General features: G+C 69.7%; 13 protein-coding genes and 1 riboswitch. Of the genes, 4 read left to right on the forward strand and 9 right to left on the reverse strand.

The genetic code is table 11. The features are described 5' to 3' along the window. Positions 1–105: 105 nt before the first annotated feature. The gene (locus OHN19_RS12870) at positions 106–897 is read right to left on the reverse strand and encodes an enhanced serine sensitivity protein SseB (RefSeq protein ID WP_330264327.1); all 792 of its coding nucleotides are present in this window, start codon (positions 895–897) and stop codon (positions 106–108) included. 178 nt (positions 898–1075) lie between these two features. Continuing rightward, a complete protein-coding gene (locus OHN19_RS12875; RefSeq protein ID WP_330264328.1) occupies positions 1076–1744 on the reverse strand; it encodes an AAA family ATPase in 669 nt (222 codons plus the stop codon). A 194-nt stretch (positions 1745–1938) separates the two neighbouring features. Beyond that, positions 1939–2035: riboswitch (glycine riboswitch) on the forward strand. A 146-nt stretch (positions 2036–2181) separates the two neighbouring features. On the opposite strand from OHN19_RS12875, the gene gcvT reads away from it, so the two are divergent. The 4 genes from gcvT (at position 2182) to OHN19_RS12895 (ending at position 6477) form a co-directional block, all read left to right on the forward strand. Beyond that, positions 2182–3297 carry a glycine cleavage system aminomethyltransferase GcvT gene (gene gcvT, locus OHN19_RS12880; protein ID WP_330264329.1) on the forward strand — a complete coding sequence of 372 codons (1116 nt, stop codon included), beginning with the start codon at positions 2182–2184 and terminating at the stop codon, positions 3295–3297. Positions 3298–3395: 98 nt separating this feature from the next. Then, positions 3396–3773, forward strand: coding sequence for a glycine cleavage system protein GcvH (gene gcvH / locus OHN19_RS12885; protein WP_007384830.1), 378 nt, complete (start codon positions 3396–3398; stop codon positions 3771–3773). 14 nt (positions 3774–3787) lie between these two features. Further along, positions 3788–5053: a serine hydroxymethyltransferase gene (glyA, locus tag OHN19_RS12890; RefSeq protein ID WP_330264330.1), complete on the forward strand. Its 1266-nt coding sequence runs from the start codon at positions 3788–3790 to the stop codon at positions 5051–5053. A gap of 56 nt (positions 5054–5109) precedes the next feature. Further along, positions 5110–6477: an L-serine ammonia-lyase gene (locus OHN19_RS12895; RefSeq protein WP_330264331.1), complete on the forward strand. Its 1368-nt coding sequence runs from the start codon at positions 5110–5112 to the stop codon at positions 6475–6477. 169 nt (positions 6478–6646) lie between these two features. On the opposite strand, the gene OHN19_RS12900 is transcribed toward OHN19_RS12895, so the two are convergent. The 7 genes from OHN19_RS12900 to araB all read right to left on the reverse strand — a co-directional run bounded on the left by OHN19_RS12900 (position 6647) and on the right by araB (position 17899). After that, positions 6647–7162: an Imm1 family immunity protein gene (locus OHN19_RS12900; protein WP_330264332.1), complete on the reverse strand. Its 516-nt coding sequence runs from the start codon at positions 7160–7162 to the stop codon at positions 6647–6649. Positions 7163–7345: 183 nt separating this feature from the next. After that, complete coding sequence (locus OHN19_RS12905; RefSeq protein WP_330264333.1) at positions 7346–7849, reverse strand: Imm1 family immunity protein; 504 nt, start codon at positions 7847–7849, stop codon at positions 7346–7348. Between the two features lie 369 nt (positions 7850–8218). Beyond that, the gene (locus tag OHN19_RS12910) at positions 8219–11236 is read right to left on the reverse strand and encodes a S53 family peptidase (RefSeq protein ID WP_330264334.1); all 3018 of its coding nucleotides are present in this window, start codon (positions 11234–11236) and stop codon (positions 8219–8221) included. Between the two features lie 156 nt (positions 11237–11392). After that, entirely contained in the window at positions 11393–13054 is a 1662-nt protein-coding gene (locus tag OHN19_RS12915) for a hypothetical protein (protein ID WP_330264335.1), read from the reverse strand. Between the two features lie 868 nt (positions 13055–13922). Further along, positions 13923–14630 carry an L-ribulose-5-phosphate 4-epimerase AraD gene (araD, locus tag OHN19_RS12920; RefSeq protein ID WP_330264336.1) on the reverse strand — a complete coding sequence of 236 codons (708 nt, stop codon included), beginning with the start codon at positions 14628–14630 and terminating at the stop codon, positions 13923–13925. A 31-nt stretch (positions 14631–14661) separates the two neighbouring features. Next, positions 14662–16179, reverse strand: a complete 1518-nt coding sequence (gene araA / locus OHN19_RS12925; RefSeq protein ID WP_330264337.1) for an L-arabinose isomerase — start codon at positions 16177–16179, stop codon at positions 14662–14664. Positions 16180–16207: 28 nt separating this feature from the next. Then, entirely contained in the window at positions 16208–17899 is a 1692-nt protein-coding gene (araB, locus tag OHN19_RS12930; protein WP_330264338.1) for a ribulokinase, read from the reverse strand. Between the last annotated feature and the right edge of the window lie 28 nt (positions 17900–17927).

Below are 17927 nucleotides of genomic sequence, written 5' to 3' on the forward strand. Positions count from 1 at the left end.
TGAAACCAGCTTAAGCGCCTACCGGGTGGGGACCTGTGCGTCGTCGGCGGGTGCGCGTTGTCCGTGGCTGGTCGCGCAGTTCCCCGCGCCCCTGAGCGGGTTCGACTAGCCCTGGGTGTAGAAGGGCCGTACCTGTCCTCGCATCCAGTGGCCCACCGGGTCGTCCGCCACGTCCAACAGGACCAGGTTGACCGGCCACTTCACCGGGGTCGTGCCCAGTGCCCTGCCGAGGGCGTCCATCGGGAGGGTGCGCAGGTCGCCCTCCCACTGGGAGAGTTCGACGCCGACGAACATGACCGGGTCGGACGTCTCGATGGCGGCCAGGCAGCGGCGGGCCGTGAGGACCACGCCGGTCGCCGCGAACTCCGCGGACGCGGCCGCGAGGAAGTCGACCGGGTCGTCCTGCCAGTCGGGCTCGTAGAGCTTGACGCGGCCGCCGGTGTTGGGGCCGTCCAGCGGGGTGCGGCCGACGCGGCAGAGGTCGGCCACCGCAGCGGGCGGGAGCGGGACGCCGACCACGCCGTCGGGGTTCACGGCGATGCCCACGTGCGGGGGCAGACCGCGGGCGAACTCCACCGCGGGGGCGATGGTGTACGACAGGTGCGAGCCGACGACCTGGCGGAACTGCTCCTCGGAGCTGAAGACCGGGACGAACGCCTGGCCCCCGAGCTCCAGCGTGGGCAGGTCGAGGGGGCCGCTGTGCGGGCCGCCGCCGTTGGGCAGCGGGACCCAGACGAAGCTGCGGCCCAGCACCTCGATGATCCGGCCGCCCGCCGAGGGCATGCCGAGGGAGGCCGAGAGCACCTCCTCCAGCTCGTTGCCGGGCCACCCGCCGTGCGGGTGGGGGTGTGCCGACTGTGCCGGGAAGTCCGCGGGAAGATCCGCCGGGAAGTCCATCTGTCTGACCGCCTGCTGTGAACCGCTGATGTGGCTGAAAGGCTAGCGGGTGCGCGGGATGTGTGGCTCAGCCCGTGAAGCGGATCGCCTGCGGGGCGTGTGGCTCGGCCTCAGCAGCCGAGCCGCCGCGCGGCGTATGGCTCAGCCTGAGCAGCCTTTCCGCCGCGAGGCGTATGGCTCAGCCCGTGAAGCCGATCCGCCGTAGTACGTCCGCCGCGTCCCGGTCGATCAGCACCGCCGAGCCGCAGCCCGGGGGCAGGTCGCCGCGCTCCACGGAACGGATCAGCCGGGCGGCCGCGCCCCGGTGCCGCAGGAACGCGTACCGCGAGACGCCCCGGCCGCGCTCGCGCTGGCCTTCCAGCGCGGTGTCCGCCGTGACGTCGAGGAGCAGCAGGTGCAGGGTGCCGCCGCGGCGCCGGGCCTCGCGGGCCAGCCAGCCGCGCACCCAGGTCTGGGTGCCGCAGTCGTGCACCACCACTCCCCCGCCGGAGCGCAGGGCGCGACGCAGTCCGGCGTAGTGCGCGAGCCGGACCAGGGGGCGGTAGACGGCGTACGGCAGGAAGCGGGACAGCCGGCCGTCCCAGCGGTCGCGGGTGTCCTGGGAGTCGATCCGGGTCCCCGTGACCGCCCGCTTCATCAGGGTGGACTTGCCGCTGCCGGGCAGGCCGGTGATGACGACGAGGTCCTCGGGACCGAAGAGCAGGGCGTGCGGGCTGTGGCCGGCGCGGTCGCGCAGGTCACGGACGACCGGGTGGGCGCCGCGGGCCTCGACGGCCGGGGCCGCGGGCTGCTTGGGCAGCGCGATGCCCGAGGTCGTCGCGTACGCGGTGGTCCTGTTCACCGTCATCGTCCTCCTCCGGGTTCAGGGCTTCCCCTCCCCACCGAGCGTAAAGAGAAGGTAATGGATGATCTCTCGCGTTTCTGTACGCGTACCGCCACAAGCCGGTTACAGAAGGGGACCGGGAGGGTGGGCCGGGTGCGGCCCTGCCGTCGGCCTGCGATGCGTGCAATGATGTCCGCGCCAACTGCATACCGGCCGTTTGAATCCGCGCGGGAGAGTCCCGGGTACATGTACCCGGGCGCCGAAGGAGCAAGTCCCTCCCTTGAATCTCTCAGGCCCCGTTACCGCGCGGGCGAGGCACATCTGAAAAGCGGGCCGCCGACGCCGGTGGCCCCACCCACGGTGCAAGCCATGTCCTTCATGGCGAACCTCTCAGGTTCCGATGACAGATGGGGAGGAACGACCTCGCCCGTCATGCCTTGGATTCTGGAGACGACCGCTCTATGACCAGTTCTGCGCCCCGGCACACCGCGCTCGACGCCCTGCACCGCTCCCTCGGTGCCACGATGACCGACTTCGCCGGCTGGGACATGCCCCTGCGCTACGGCTCCGAGCGCGACGAGCACAACGCGGTGCGCACGAAGGCCGGGCTGTTCGACCTCTCCCACATGGGCGAGATCACCGTGACCGGTCCCCAGGCCGCCGGGCTGCTGAACTACGCCCTCGTCGGCAACATCGCCTCGGTCGGCGTCGGCCGGGCCCGCTACACCATGATCTGCCAGGAGGACGGCGGCATCCTGGACGACCTGATCGTCTACCGCCTCGCCGACACCGAGTACATGGTCGTCGCCAACGCCTCCAACGCCCAGGTAGTCCTGGACGCGCTGACCGAGCGCGCGGCCGGCTTCGACGCCGAGGTGCGGGACGACCGGGACGCCTACGCGCTGATCGCCGTACAGGGACCGGAGTCCCCCGGGATCCTCGCGTCCCTGACCGACGCCGACCTGGACGGGCTCAAGTACTACGCCGGTCTGCCGGGCACGGTCGCCGGGGTGCCGGCGCTGATCGCGCGCACCGGGTACACCGGCGAGGACGGCTTCGAGCTGTTCGTGGCGCCTTCCGACGCGGAGACGCTGTGGCAGGCGCTGACCAAGGCGGGCGAGGGCGTCGGACTCGTCCCCTGCGGGCTGTCCTGCCGGGACACCCTGCGCCTGGAGGCGGGCATGCCGCTCTACGGGCACGAGCTGTCCCGCGAGCTGACCCCCTTCGACGCGGGCCTCGGACGGGTGGTGAAGTTCGACAAGGAGGGCGACTTCGTGGGCCGCGCGGCCCTGCGTGAGGCCGCGGAGAACGCGAACCACGAGCCGCCCGTCCTGGTCGGCCTGATCGCCGAGGGCCGTCGGGTCCCCCGCGCCGGGTACGCGGTCGTCGCCGAGGGCAAGGTGATCGGCGAGGTCACCTCCGGGGCGCCCTCCCCCACGCTGGGCAAGCCGATCGCGATGGCCTACGTCGACGCCATGTACGCCGCGCCGGGCACGACGGGTGTCGCGGTGGACATCCGGGGCAGCCACGAGCCGTACGAGGTCGTGGCGCTGCCGTTCTACAAGCGCCAGAAGTAGCCGCCGTAGGTGATGCTGAGCACAGAGTCGCTGCTCACGCACGCCTTTCGCAGTCCCCCCTTCATCAGCACTCCCCCGCGTACAGGAGAATTCAGGCCATGAGCAACCCCCAGCAGCTGCGCTACAGCAAGGAGCACGAGTGGCTGTCGGGCGCCGAGGACGGCGTCTCGACGGTCGGCATCACGGAGCACGCGGCCAACGCGCTCGGCGATGTCGTCTTCGTCCAGCTCCCCGAGGTCGGTGACACGGTGACCGCGGGCGAGACCTGCGGCGAGCTGGAGTCGACCAAGTCGGTCTCCGACCTGTACTCCCCCGTCTCCGGTGAGGTCACCGAGGTCAACGAGGACGTCGTCAGCGACCCGGCGCTGGTGAACTCCGCACCCTTCGAGGGCGGCTGGCTGTTCAAGGTACGCGTCGCGGAGGAGCCGGCCGACCTGCTCTCCGCCGACGAGTACACCGCCTTTTCCGCCGGCTGAGGAGTCCGCACCTGATGTCCGCACTGAACACCCCCCTGCACGAGCTCGACCCGGAGATCGCCGCCGCGGTCGACGCCGAGCTGGACCGCCAGCAGTCCACCCTCGAGATGATCGCCTCGGAGAACTTCGCTCCGCTCGCGGTCATGGAGGCGCAGGGCTCGGTCCTCACCAACAAGTACGCCGAGGGTTACCCGGGCCGCCGCTACTACGGCGGCTGCGAGCACGTCGACGTGGCCGAGCAGATCGCGATCGACCGGCTCAAGGAGCTGTTCGGCGCCGAGTACGCCAACGTGCAGCCCCACTCCGGTGCCTCCGCGAACCAGGCCGCGCTGTTCGCGCTGGCCCAGCCCGGCGACACCATCCTGGGCCTGGACCTGGCGCACGGCGGTCACCTGACCCACGGGATGCGGCTGAACTTCTCCGGCAAGCAGTTCAACGTGGTCGCGTACCACGTGGACCCGGCCACCGGTCTGGTCGACATGGCCGAGCTGGAGAAGCTGGCGCGCGAGCACCGGCCGAAGGTGATCATCGCCGGGTGGTCGGCGTACCCGCGGCAGCTGGACTTCGCGGAGTTCCGCCGGATCGCCGACGAGGTCGGGGCGTACCTGTGGGTCGACATGGCGCACTTCGCCGGGCTGGTGGCGGCGGGGCTGCACCCGAACCCGGTCGAGCACGCGGACGTGGTCACCTCCACCACCCACAAGACGCTGGGCGGGCCCCGCGGCGGGATCATCCTCGCCAAGCAGGCCTTCGCGAAGAAGCTGAACTCGTCCGTCTTCCCGGGCTTCCAGGGCGGTCCCCTGGAGCATGTGATCGCGGCGAAGGCGGTGTCCTTCAAGGTCGCGGCCTCGGAGGAGTTCAAGGAGCGCCAGCGGCGTACGGTGGACGGTGCGCGCATCCTCGCCGACCGTCTGACGGCCGACGACGCCCGGGAGGCCGGGGTCAACGTGCTCTCCGGCGGCACCGACGTGCACCTCATCCTCGTCGACCTGCGCGAGTCCGAGCTGGACGGCAAGCAGGCCGAGGACCGTCTCCACGAGGTCGGCATCACGGTCAACCGCAACGCCGTCCCGAACGACCCGCGTCCGCCGATGGTCACGTCGGGCCTCCGGATCGGCACGCCCGCCCTGGCCACCCGCGGCTTCACGGCCGAGGACTTCGCCGAGGTCGCGGACGTGATCGCTGCGGCGCTGAAGCCGTCGTACGACGCAGACGCCCTGAAGGCCCGGGTCAAGGCCCTGGCCGGCAAGCACCCGCTGTACCCCGGCCTCAACAAGTAGTTCCCCGGCGGGGGCACCCGACGACGTGTGCCCCCGCCCTTTGTGAAGGAGTTCCCGTGGCCATCTCGGTCTTCGACCTGTTCTCGATCGGCATAGGCCCGTCGAGCTCCCACACGGTCGGCCCGATGCGCGCGGCCCGTATGTTCGCCCGCCGCCTGCGCAACGAGGACCTGCTGCCGTCGGTCGCCTCCGTCCGCTGCGAGCTGTACGGCTCCCTGGGCGCGACCGGCCATGGTCACGGCACCCCGAAGGCGGTGCTGCTGGGACTCGAGGGGGCGTCTCCTCGTACGGTCGACGTGGCGACGGCGGACGACAGAGTGGCCGAGATCCGGTCCGAGGGGCTGCTGAAGCTGCTCGGCGAGCACGAGATCGCCTTCTCCTTCGACGACGACCTGGTGCTGCACCGGCGCAAGGCGCTCCCGTACCACGCGAACGGCATGACGGTGTGGGCGTACGACGCCTCGGGCGCCGAGCTCCTGTCGAAGACGTACTACTCGGTGGGCGGCGGCTTCGTCGTGGACGAGGACGCGGTCGGCGAGGACCGCATCAAGCTCGACGACACGGTGCTGAAGTACCCCTTCCGCACGGGTGACGAGCTGCTGCGCCTGACCAAGGAGACCGGCCTGTCGATCTCCTCGCTGATGCTGGAGAACGAGCGGGCCTGGCGCACGGAGGACGAGATCCGGGCCGGGCTCCTGGAGATCTGGCGCGTGATGCGGGCCTGTGTGTCCCGGGGCATGTCCCAGGAGGGCATCCTGCCGGGCGGTCTGCGGGTGCGTCGGCGGGCCGCCATGACGGCCCGTCAACTGCGGGCGGAGGGGGACGCGTTGGCCCACTCCATGGAGTGGATCACGCTGTACGCGATGGCGGTCAACGAGGAGAACGCGGCCGGCGGCCGGGTGGTGACCGCCCCGACGAACGGCGCGGCCGGCATCATCCCCGCGGTCCTGCACTACTACATGAACTTCGTGCCCGGCGCGGACGAGGACGGCGTGGTCCGCTTCCTCCTCTCGGCCGGTGCCATCGGCATGCTCTTCAAGGAGAACGCCTCCATCTCCGGCGCCGAGGTCGGCTGCCAGGGCGAGGTCGGCTCCGCCTGCTCGATGGCCGCGGGCGCGCTGGCAGAGGTCCTGGGCGGCTCCCCCGAACAGGTCGAGAACGCGGCCGAGATCGGCATGGAGCACAACCTGGGCCTGACCTGCGACCCGGTCGGCGGGCTGGTCCAGATCCCCTGCATCGAGCGCAACGGCATGGCCGCGGTGAAGGCGGTCACGGCGGCGAGGATGGCGCTGCGGGGGGACGGCTCGCACAAGGTGTCCCTCGACAAGGTCATCAAGACCATGAAGGACACCGGGGCGGACATGAGCGTGAAGTACAAGGAGACGGCTCGGGGCGGGCTGGCGGTGAACATCATCGAGTGCTGAGGGGGGCGGGGTCCGGCCGGCGCGTTCGCGTCTTTCAGCGGTGTCGGGGGGCTTCCCTGCTTTCGCGGCGGAAGGTCCCCGGAACGCCCCGGGATTCAGCTTCCTCAAGATGCGGGAGTGATCATCCTGACAAGATTGAGCCTCGCCGGGCCCGCATGCTCTGCTGGCCCTACGCTTCGTCCTCTTCCACGTACAGCTCCCCCGTGTAATGGCCTTTCGTCCACTGAACTTGCGTAGGCCTGAAGCCGGTCCCCGCCCGAAAGTACTCTTCCACCACCGGCCGAATGCTGGACAGAGGCAGCGCGCTGACTCGGTCGAAAAAGGTAGGGCATCCCGGATCAGAGAGAACCTTGGGATCCGAGTCCGGAGCGGTTGGGTTCAGAGACACCCATGCGTGGTTCGCGACATCGTGACCGACCTCTGCGGATACTCGATGGGAAACCGTTCCCTCGCAATACCAGAGAATCCCCGCATACTCCGACGAAAAATTGATTCCGATCGAAAGCACGTTGTCTGGAGTTGATGCGTAAACCTTGTCTGAGGCCACGTCCCAGATGACCTGGAAAGCCAATTCCACTGACGACTTGAGTCGGCTGCCTTCAGCGAATACTACGTCAAGATACGCCCTCACCTCGCTTTGACTTTCCAGGAAAAGTGGTGTTTCTCCCAACACCTTCAGCGCCATTCGATCTCGCTTTCCACACCCCGGACAGGGCCTTGGTCGTCATCTGTCGCGCTGAGACCCTGCGGGTTCGGTCGGCGAGCTGATTGACCTGTACGACGGATACACCGCCTGGGTCGAGAACGCGTCGGCAGCGCAGGCGGAGCATAGCGCTCCAGGGTGAGGAACCGGCCGCGCCCGGAACCGCTAGGCGTCGGTCGTGTACCGACTGCCACCCTGCGTACCAGCAACCCAATTGATTCCTGCGGGCCGGTTTCCCTGAATTCGACAGTATTCCTCGACCACTTTACGAATTTCCACGATCGGGAGAACGCAACGCGGATCGAAATATAGCGGGCTGTAGTGATCCGACATTACTTCAGGATCGGAGTTCGGAGGATTATCGGTGTCGGACAGCCAGAAGTGATCTCCCAAGTCGTCTTGCTGGTCGTCTGGGTCCTTCTTGAATCTCCTGGCATCATCCCATCCAGCGAACCAGACCACGCCACCAAGACCATTTTGCATATTGGCGCTGACCTCTAGCATGCTGATTGGCGTCTGGTCGCCTTCATCCTCCAGAAACACCCACTCTGCCTTCACATGAGTTTCCGCACCCGGGGCGGTGCTGAACACCTCGTCAAGGGATCTTGAGACGTCTTCAGGGCCATCGATCCGGCGAGTCTCACCGAGATGGTCGAATGCGGTGATCATGGTTTGACTCTTTTTCCCTGTGATCGTCTTTGGGGTCGCGGAGCCTGGGCAGTATACCCACATCGTATGCCCCTCCGGGGGGATGGCCTCCACGGCGTTCTCAACCCACTTGCACAAAAGTCACAGCGTCACATGAACGCCCCCTAGCTACACCTTCTCGAAAAGACAAGGAAAAGGACATCCGCAGCTCAAGAAGTAAAGGGGATTCCTACGGTGAGACCTCTTTGGCGGACTACATCATCGAGTGCTGAGGGGGCGGGGTCCGGGCAGCCCCTGCGTTCACGGTGGTGCAGGTGCCTCAGGACCTGTTCGTGACGATGCCCCGCCGGTCCAGGCCGGCGGGGCATCGTGGTCGTGTTGTCGGTCGGGTCAGCTGATGTAGCCGGCCACGTCCGCGATCACGTTGGTGGTGCTGTTCGTGTAGAAGTCCACCTTGCCGTCCGAACCGACGGGCACGATCACCTGGTTGGCGATCGTCTTGCCCTGGGCCCAGTTCAGGTTGGAGGCCGTCGGACGGCTGCCGCCGTCGGCCCAGGCGGTGAGGTAGCCGCTGCCGGTGGTGCCGGTGACGGTGACGGTCAGGACCACGGCCTTGACGCCGGTGGACGGGATGGCGTCGCGGCCCGAGATCTGCACGGCCAGCGTCTTGCCGGAGCCCAGCGCCGTCGTCTGGCGTGTGTCCAGCAGGCGCAGCGGGGTGACCGTCTGGAAGGTCGCGCCGCTGGTGGAGAAGTAGCCGGAGACGTCGGCGATCACGTGGCTGGTGCCGTGCACGTAGATGCTGACGTTGCCGTCGCTGCCGATCGGCACGATCACCAGGTTGGGGATGGTGGTGCCGGTGGCCGACCAGTTGACGTTGGACGCGGTCGGGCGGGTGGCGCCTTCGGGGTAGGCCTCCAGGTATCCCCCGCCGACGGTCTGGGTGGCCGTCAGGTTGAGGACCACCGAGGTGGCGCCGGTCGGCACGCCGCCATGACCGCGGACCTTGAGGCTGATCACCGCGTTGGTGATCTTGCTGGTGGTGGAGATGCCGACCTTGGAGCGGGTGTCCAGCAGGCGGGCCGGGGTCAGGGCCGTGTACTTGGAGCCGGTGGTGCCGCTGGTCCAGTAGCCCTGGACGTCGGCGATCAGGTGGGTGGTGCTGCTCGTGTAGAGGTCCACGACCCCGTCGGCGGCCACCTTCACGGTCGCCGACGCGGCGATGGTCTGGCTCGCGCCGGTCCAGTTGAGGTTGCTGGTCGACGGCTTGCTGGTGCCGTCGGCCCAGGCGATCAGCGAACCCGAGCCGGTGGTGCCGGTGACCGTCAGGTTGAGCACGACGGCCGTCACGCCGCTGCTGGGGATGCCCCCGGCGCCCTCGATCTTGACCGGGGCGGTGCCGCCCGCGACCAGGGGCTTGGTGCTCGGGACGGAACTGAGGCCCCAGCCGGTGCCGTTGCGGGTGTCCAGCAGGCGCTTGGGGCTGCTGAGCGCGTGGAAGGTGGAGGCGCCGGTGGCCGCGGTGCCCTGGGCCGGGCACAGGGCGGAGGTCAGGCCGGCCTCCCTGGGCGAGCCCAGGCCGGTCACCTCGTCGTAGCCGGCCGTGGCCGTGTAGCCGGTGGCGTAGACGGAGTTGTTGCCGCTGGTGACGTCCCAGAAGTCCGTCGGGTAGCTGCCGCGCGCGGCCCGGTAGAGGGCGTTGTTGAGGAAGCCGACCCGCCCGTTGGCCTGGCAGGCCGTGCCGGCGTTGGCCTGGACGATCGCGGCGGCCCAGGTCGGGGCCGCGGCACTGGTGCCGCCGACGATGCCGGGCACGGGGGCGGCGGACTCGCTGTCGTCCTGGAAGTAGACCGGGTATCCGTCGGCCGGGTCCGCCAGGGCGGAGACGTCCGGGACGGCCCGCTTGGTGGTGGTGGCGACACCGCCCTGGTAGACGACGGGCGCCCAGCGCGAGGAGACACCGCCGCCGGTGCCGCCGTAAGCGTTGCCCCAGGTCGTCTGGGTGCTGGTGCTGCCCGAGGTGGTCATCGTGGTGCCGCCGACCCCGGTGACGTAGGGCTGGCTGGCGGGGTCGTCGACGGCCTTGGCCGTGGAGCCGGTCGCCCGGTAGCAGTCGCTGGAACCGTCGTCGCCCGAGGCGGCGACCACGCTCTGCCCCTGGGCGGCGGCCTCCGCGAAGACGGTGTTCTCGGCGTTCGCGGTCGCGCTGCTCTCGACCGCCTCGCACTCACCCCAGCTGGTGGAGATGACCTGCGCCTGGTCGTCGGTGACCATCCGCTGGTAGACGTCGAGCACGTTCTGGTCGGTCGCGGACTCGGCGTCCGGGCCCTGGTAGTCGATGACGCTCGCGCCGGGCACCAGACCGATCAGGTCCTCGATGTCGAGCGCGGACTCCACGCCGACGGATCCGTCGGTGGCCGGCGCACCGGCACCCGACGTCGTGTCGACGTACACGTGGGACACCGGGGTGTTGGTGCCGACGCAGGACTGGTAGGCGGCGATGCTGGCGGCGTCGACGTTCTCCAGCTCGAACACGGCCACGGTCTGCCCCGCACCGGCGGTGGCGGAGCTGGTCATCCCGTAGGCGCCGGCCAGCTTGCCGGGGCTGTAGTAGTCGGTGCCGTCGGTCAGGCCCGAGCCGGTGAAGTCGGCGCAGAGTGCCGGGGTGTACCCGTCGGCGGTCGCCGCGCTCGCACCGCGTCCGGAGACGGCCGAGGCGGTGGCGGAGGTGTGCCTGCTGGTGCGACGCACCGCGGAGTGGTGGCTGCTGATGGTGTTGATGCTGCTGAGGCCGACGATCCCGGTCACCGAGGAGGCCACGTTCGCGGGCAGCGCGGGGGCCGAGGTGTTGAGGTAGTCGGTGGTGCCGTCCTTGAGCCGGACGTTGCGGAAGCCGGTGCCGAAGGCGTGGGACGCCTGCGCGGCGGTGGCGGTCACCGGGATAGACAGGCCGTCCGGGCTCACCTTGCCGGGGGTCAGACCGGCCGCCTTCAACGCCCGGGAGACTCCCGCGACGGTGGCCTGCGTAGGACCGAAGACCGAGGCGAACTGCCCCTTGGCGAGGTAGTGGTGGTACTGGGCGTTCCCCGGTGTGGACACCGCGGTGACGAAGTCCGCGAGCGACCGGGGGTCACGCGGGGCCAGGTTCACGCTGAGGTGCAGCCGGGTTCCCGACGCGGTCGTGCCAGTGACCGTCGCACCCGCCGGGACACGCGGTGCCGCCCCTATTCGCTTCGGTGGGTTCGATCCGGCCGTTCCCCCCTGGGCGACCGCGCCCTGGGCGGTCGCGGTGAGGACGAACAGAGCGACGGCGGCGGCGGACGCCGCCGTGATCACTCTCGGCCGTCTGCCGGTCTTGACCGCCGCGTGCTCGGGACGTCCCGGCGCGGCGTGGGCCCTCTTGGCCATGCGGAATTCTCCTAGGGAACTGACACACCGTCACACCCGTGGTGGGGACGATGGTCGAAGTGTGCATTTCCTATCAGGACACGACAGTTGGAGTCTCTGTTCGCTAAGGAACCATGAGCGGATCTTTACGCCGTCGTGGCGACCCCCGGCGGGAGTTCAGCGGACGTCGACGTAGTCGGTGACCCGGGGGCTTCTCAGGTAGTGGTCTCCGGTCTGGCGGCTGAGGGCGAGGGCCCAGGTGCCGTCGCGTCCGGCGGTCACCATGCCGACGAGGTGGCCGTGCCGGTCGGAAGCGAGGTCGGTGACGTAGTGGTACGTGGTGGAGCCGCGGGGGCGGAAGTAGAGGGACGGTGCCGCGCCGGAGAGCGGCTTCCAGGTGGTGCCGTTCCTGTACTGCAACGTGCCGGCGAAACGGATCGGCCGGCCCTTGCGGACCGGGTCCGGGGTGGCGTGGAAACCGGTGACGCGGGTGGCGTAGCGGTAGAGGTGGACGGGTTTGGTGGTGCTGGTCGCCAGGTCCGGGTTGCCGTTGAAGCGGGCGCGCCAGTACGCGGTGCTGTCCGGCGTGGTGAAGGTGCGGGCGAACGTCTCCTCGAACTGGGGCTTGTTGTAGCGGAGCTTGATGGGCAGGGTGGCGGCGTTCTTCCAGCCGCTCTTGCCGTCCTGGGAGTACTGGAGGGTGACGGTGGGCTTGGCGGGCCACTTCGCGCGGGGATCCTCGAAGTAGACGTAGCCGCCGACCGCGAGGGACGAGTCGTCGTTGAGGCTTGCGCTCACGCCGATGTGCGTGGTGTAGGCGACGTGGAGGCTGAAGGGTTCGGTCGCCTGCTGCTGGAAGGGCAGGTTGGCGTCGGCCGCGTAGATCTCTGCGTTCGGCGCCGGGCTGTCCGACGGGACGCGCAGGGTGTAGGCGCCCTGGCTGTCCGTGGTGGTCTCGCCGATCAGATAGCCGGTACCGGTGTCGTCGATGCCGATCGGGGTGTGCGGCAGCGGTTGCCAGCCGGCGGCGGTCTGGATCTCCGCGCGGCCGGTGACGGTACCGGTGGCGCCCTGCCGCAGGTTCAGGGTGTGGGTGCTCGCCGTGAGGCGGACGGGCGCCTGGGTGGTCTGCACGAACTGCTCGGGTGTCACCAGGTCGATCGCGCCCGGGTAGTCGTCGGAGGCCTGGGGTGCGGCGGACACGTACATGGTCGTGTAGGTGGGCACGAAGGTGGTGTCGAAGCGCCCGTCGGCCGCGGTGGTCGCGGTCAGCCGGCCTCGCCAGGTGTCGATGAGGACGGGTACGCCGGCGGCGGGGGTGGGGGCGTCCGGGTGGCGGGGGTCCTCGGCGAGGGCGGTGCCGCTGACGGAGACCTGCTGGTGGAGGTAGTCCGGCGCGCTGGGGGTGACGGACAGGTCGGGGATCGTGACGACGGTCCGGTACTCGAGGTCGTACGGGGAGAGGGCGCCGGTGAGGGTGGCGCCGGAGGCGTCCTGGAGGTCGACGGTCACCCGGTAGTCGCCGAGGTCGGGCAGGTGGACCGGTGCCTGCCAGGTGCCTGACGTCGCGTCCGGTCCGGAGTACTGGGTGAAGTCCTCGGTCGATCCGGCTTCCGGGGCGTCCGTCGGTGCGGCCAGTGGGAAGAAGTGGGCCGTGATGCGGGTGAGGGGGCTGTCGGAGTGCGCGGTCACGCAGATCAGTCCCGGCCCGTGGCAGCCGTCCGCGCCGACCAGGACGGGGCCGGCGTCGTCGTCCGCCTGGGCCGGAGACAGGCCCGTGAGCAGGGTGGCGGACAGGGCGGTCGCCGTGGCTGCCGCGACGAGGGTGCTGCGTCTCAAGGTGCGTTCCTCAGGGAATCGGCCCGCTCCGGGCCTGAGCGTGGGAGTCGAGAACGGATCGGCCATTGCGGCCTGGTGCGTGCGGCACTCACCCGCGGCTCACTCGGGCGTCGGCGCACCGCCCAGCGCGTGCCGCACCAGTTCCCCGTCCTTCTTCGGCACCGCGAGGTCGTACGTCCCGGCGCCGGTGACGAGTTCGTACCGCTCGGATTTGGGGGCGAACCGCGCCTTCCCGCCCGCCGGTTTCAGCCGGAACGGTGCCTGAAGGGTCGCGCCAGGTTCTCCTCGCGCGTGTCTCCAGAGCGGCGGCTCACCCGCGGCGAGGCAAAGATGGCCCTGCCTCAGCCGGGCGATCCCGCGGCTCCCGGCGTTCCGCTCGTGGTCCCGTCACTTCGCCCTTCCCCTCGCCAGGCGCACCATCGGCCCGTTGACGACAACGGGGCGTGCCGCCGATCACGGCCGGGTGATCAAAACCTGAGGGATCTCTTAAGTCAATGAACCCTCAACAGAACCAAGTGGATCAAAACGTCCCACAAGTGACCGGCAACGGGCAAAGAGACGGACAGGATTCACCGATCAAAGGATCAGCTCCCGGGCAAGGGATCCACAAGGAGGGGGCAGTTGCCTCGGCGACAGGCCATTCGCCGTCCCGGAAAGCGACTGGGAGAGGTAAAACCTTTGCCTCGCACGGAACTCACGGGAAAGTCGGCCGCCTGTGCGGTGGGCCAAGCCCCGTGAACGGGCACGTCTTCACGGGCCAGGACAGACTCACCGCTGTCATCGACGCATGGCTGCCGACCGGGCGGTGAAAGACAAGGCACCGCCGGGTACGTGACGGCTCGTCACGTACCCGGCGGTCAGGGTGAAGTCACGGGTTGCCGTAATACGCGTCGGGTCCGTGTTTGCGGGTGTAGTGGCGGGCGAGGAGGTGCGGGGGCGGTGGAGCGGTCGGGCCGAGGCTGAGCGTGTGGAGGGCGATGTCGGCGACGGCCTCGCAGATGATCGCGTGCTCCAGGGACTTGCGGGCCGTCGAACCCCAGGTGAACGGGCCGTGGTTCGCGACCAGCGCGGCCGGGACCTCGACCGCCCGCTGGTCGTCCTCCTCCAGCAGGTCCACGATGACGCGCCCGGTGTTGTACTCGTAGTCCTTCGCGCACTGCTCCGCGGTCAGGTCCGGGGTGACGGGGATCGGCCCGTTGAAGGTGTCGGCGTGGGTGGTGCCGAGCACCGGTATGTCCCGGCGGGCCTGCGCGAACGCGACGGCGTGGGTCGAGTGGGTGTGGGTCACCCCGCCGATCGAGGGGAACGCCAGGTACAGGCAGCGGTGGGTCTCGGTGTCCGTGGAGGGACGCAGGTCGCCGTCGACGACCTCGCCGTCGGACAGCCGTACCGTCACCAGGTGCTCCAGCCCCAGGTCGTCGTACGGCACCCCCGAGGGCTTGATGACGAAGACGCCCGCCTCGCGGTCGACCCCGCTCACGTTGCCCCAGGTCAGGGTGGCCAGGCCGACCTTCGGGATGGTCAGGTTGGCGTCCAGGACCTCCTGCCGGAGGCCGTCGCGGACGTGTACGGTCATCGGTTCTCTCCTGGAGTCCGGTGCGCGGCCGTCACAGGGCCTGGGCGAGTCGGTGGTAGGCGGCGTTCCACCGGATCTCCTTGGCGAACTGCTCGGTGGTGGTGTTCTGGTCGATGGTGAGCAGTTCGACGCCGGTCATGGACGCGTAGTCGGTGAGGGTCTCGATGTCGACCGCCGAGCTGAGGACGGTGTGGTGCGGGGCGCCCGCCAGCAGCCAGCTCTCGGCGGACTCGGCCAGCGAGGGCTGTGGCTTCCAGACCGCGCGGGCGACGGGGAGCTGGGGCAGCGGCTCGTTGGGGGAGATGACGTCCACGGCGTTGGCGGTGAGGCGGAAACGGTCGCCCAGGTCGGACAGGCCCACGACGACGGCGGGGCCCTCGGCCGCGTTGAAGACCAGGCGGACCGGGTCCTCACGGCCGCCGATGGACAGCGGGTGGATCTCACAGCTGGGACGGTCGGCGGCCACCGAGGGGCAGACCTCCAGCATGTGGGCGCCCAGGATGCGCGGTTCGCCGGGGCCCAGGTGGTAGGTGTAGTCCTCCATGAAGGAGGTGCCGCCGGGCTGTCCCTGGCCCATCACCTTCATCGTGCGCAGCAGCGCGGAGGTCTTCCAGTCGCCCTCGCCGCCGAAGCCGAAGCCGTCCGCCATCAGCCGCTGCACGGCCAGGCCGGGAAGCTGGCGCAGCCCGCCCAGGTCCTCGAAGTTGGTGGTGAACGCGGTGAAGCCGCCCTCGGTCAGGAAGGTGCGCAGGCCGATCTCCTGGCGGGCCGCGTACAGCAGGGAGTCGTGGCGGATGCCGCCGGGACGCAGGGAGGGCACGACGTCGTACAACTCGACGTACTCGGCGGCGAGTTCGGCCGCCGCCTTGTCCTCGACCTCGTCGACCACGGCCACCAGGTCGTTGACGCCGTAGGTGTTGACGGAGAACCCGAACCGTATCTGGGCCTCGACCTTGTCGCCCTCGGTGACCGCGACATCGCGCATGTTGTCGCCGAAGCGGGCCAGGCGCAGGCCGCGCGAGGCGTGCCGGCCCGCGGCGGCCCGGGCCCAGGCGGCGATCCGGCGGATCACGCGCGGGTCGGTGGCATGACCGGCGACGATCTTGCGGTCCACGCCCACGCGGGACTCGATGTGGCCGAACTCCCGGTCCCCGTGGGCTGCTTGGTTGAGGTTCATGAAGTCCATGTCGATGCTCGGCCAGGGCAGCGACAGGTTGTACTGGGTGTGCAGGTGCAGCAGCGGCACGTCCAGCGCGCTCAGGCCCGCGATCCACATCTTCGCCGGCGAGAAGGTGTGCATCCACGCGATCACACCCACGCAGGTGTCGGACGCGGAAGCCTCCTGGCACATCCGGCGGATCGCCTCGGCATCGGTCAGCACCGGCTTCCACACGATCTTGACCGGCACCTTGCCCGGACGGCCCAGCGTCTCGGAGATGCTCCGCGACTGCTCCGCCACCTGGCGCAGCACGTCGTCGCCGTACAGGCCCTGGCTGCCGGTGAGAAACCAGATCTCGTGATCGGGATAAGCGGGGGCGTTGGTGTTCATGAGGGGTGGTTCCTTTCAGGCTTGCGGGTCAGGAGGACGCGGAGACTTCGGCGCGGATACGGCGCAGGCGGTGCATGACCTCGTTGGTGCCACGGCCGAAGTAGTCGTGCAGCAACTGGTACTCGGCGTAGAGGCGGTCGTACGCCGCCGCGCGCTCCGGGTCGGGGAGGTAGACGGCCGGACGGGCCTTGCCCATGGCCTGGGCGGCGGCCCGGATGTCCGGGTAGGCGCCCGCGGCGACCGCGGCGTGCATCGCCGAGCCCAGGGCGGGCCCCTGCGCCGAGTCGATGACGCCGAGGGGCAGCCGCGTGACGTCGGCGTAGATCTGCATCAGCAGCGCGTTCTTCATCAGACCGCCCGCGATGATCAGCTCCTGGACGGGGACCCCGGACGCCGTGAACGCCTCGATGATCGTGCGGGTACCGAAGGCGGTGGCCTCCAGCAGGGCCCGGTAGATGTCCTCGGGGCGGGTCGAGAGGGTCAGGCCCACCAGGACGCCGCTGAGGTCGTGGTCGACCAGGACACTGCGGTTGCCGCTCTGCCAGTCCAGCGCGATCAACCCGTGCTCACCGACGGCCTGTTCGGCCGCCAGCGCGGTGAGGTGCTCGTGCGGGTCGCGGCCCAGGGCCGCGGCCTCCTCGGCGTACCCGGCGGGGAAACCGTTGCGGACGAACCAGCCGAAGATGTCGCCGACGCCGCTCTGTCCGGCCTCGTAGCCCCACAGGCCCGGCAGGATGCCGCCGTCGACGACCCCGCACATGCCGGGTACCTCGGCCCACTGGTCGGAGCTCATCACGTGGCAGGTGGAGGTGCCCATGATGGCGACCATCCGACCGGGTTCGACGGCGGTCGCGGCGGGTGCCGTGACATGGGCGTCGACGTTGCCGACGCAGACCGCGATGCCCTCCGGCAGCCCGGTCCAGGCGGCCGCCTCGGCCGTCAGCCCACCGGCACGGTCGCCGAGCTGACCGATCGGGTGCTCCAGCTTCTCGGTCACGAAGTCCGCGAAGTCCGGGTTGAGGGCGGCCAGGTACTCGCGCGAGGGGTAACTGCCGTCCTGGTACTGGCCCTTGTAACCCGCCGTGCAGGCGTTGCGGACGTACGTCCCGGACAGGCGCCACACGATCCAGTCGGCGGCCTCCACCCACCGCTCGACGCGGGCGTAGATCTCGGGGTCCTCCTCCAGCAGCTGAAGGGCCTTGGCGAACTCCCACTCCGAGGAGATCTTCCCGCCGTACCGCTTCAGCCACGGCTCCTTGCGCTGCTCCGCCAGCTCCGTGATCCGGTCGGCCTGCGCCTGTGCCGCGTGGTGGCGCCACAGCTTGACGTAGGCGTGCGGGCGGGAGGCGTACTCCGGCAGGTCGCACAGCGGGGTGCCGTCCGCCAGCACCGGCACCATCGTGCACGCGGTGAAGTCGGTGCCGATACCGATGACCTGCTCGGGACGGACTCCGGCACGCTCCAGCGCCTCGGGTACGGCGATCCGCAGCACGTCGATGTAGTCGGACGGGACCTGGAGCGCCCAGTCCGGCGGCAGCGCGGTCCCGTCGGGCAGCTGCCGGTCCAGGACGGCGTGCGGGTAGGGGTGCTCGGCGGCGGCCACCTCGGCGCCGTCGGACACCCGGACCACGACGGCCCGCCCCGAGAGAGTTCCGTAGTCGACCCCGACGACGTACGTTTCGGGTCGGGGCTGTTGTTCCTGGTTCTCGGCGTGCACCATCACACCACCCTTTGTTCGATATTTCGTA

The organism is Streptomyces griseorubiginosus, from assembly GCF_036345115.1.
In the GTDB taxonomy this organism is placed as follows: Bacteria; Actinomycetota; Actinomycetes; order Streptomycetales; family Streptomycetaceae; genus Streptomyces; species Streptomyces griseorubiginosus_C.

Excerpts from the sequence above, each read along its gene's own strand:
- OHN19_RS12870 (WP_330264327.1), bottom strand. The coding sequence starts at position 897 with ATGGACTTCCCGGCGGATCTTCCCGCGGACTTCCCGGCACAGTCGGCA.
- OHN19_RS12875 (WP_330264328.1), bottom strand. The coding sequence starts at position 1,744 with ATGACGGTGAACAGGACCACCGCGTACGCGACGACCTCGGGCATCGCG.
- gcvT (WP_330264329.1), top strand. The coding sequence starts at position 2,182 with ATGACCAGTTCTGCGCCCCGGCACACCGCGCTCGACGCCCTGCACCGC.
- gcvH (WP_007384830.1), top strand. The coding sequence starts at position 3,396 with ATGAGCAACCCCCAGCAGCTGCGCTACAGCAAGGAGCACGAGTGGCTG.
- glyA (WP_330264330.1), top strand. The coding sequence starts at position 3,788 with ATGTCCGCACTGAACACCCCCCTGCACGAGCTCGACCCGGAGATCGCC.
- OHN19_RS12900 (WP_330264332.1), bottom strand. The coding sequence starts at position 7,162 with ATGGCGCTGAAGGTGTTGGGAGAAACACCACTTTTCCTGGAAAGTCAA.
- OHN19_RS12905 (WP_330264333.1), bottom strand. The coding sequence starts at position 7,849 with ATGATCACCGCATTCGACCATCTCGGTGAGACTCGCCGGATCGATGGC.
- OHN19_RS12910 (WP_330264334.1), bottom strand. The coding sequence starts at position 11,236 with ATGGCCAAGAGGGCCCACGCCGCGCCGGGACGTCCCGAGCACGCGGCG.
- araD (WP_330264336.1), bottom strand. The coding sequence starts at position 14,630 with ATGACCGTACACGTCCGCGACGGCCTCCGGCAGGAGGTCCTGGACGCC.
- araA (WP_330264337.1), bottom strand. The coding sequence starts at position 16,179 with ATGAACACCAACGCCCCCGCTTATCCCGATCACGAGATCTGGTTTCTC.
- araB (WP_330264338.1), bottom strand. The coding sequence starts at position 17,899 with ATGGTGCACGCCGAGAACCAGGAACAACAGCCCCGACCCGAAACGTAC.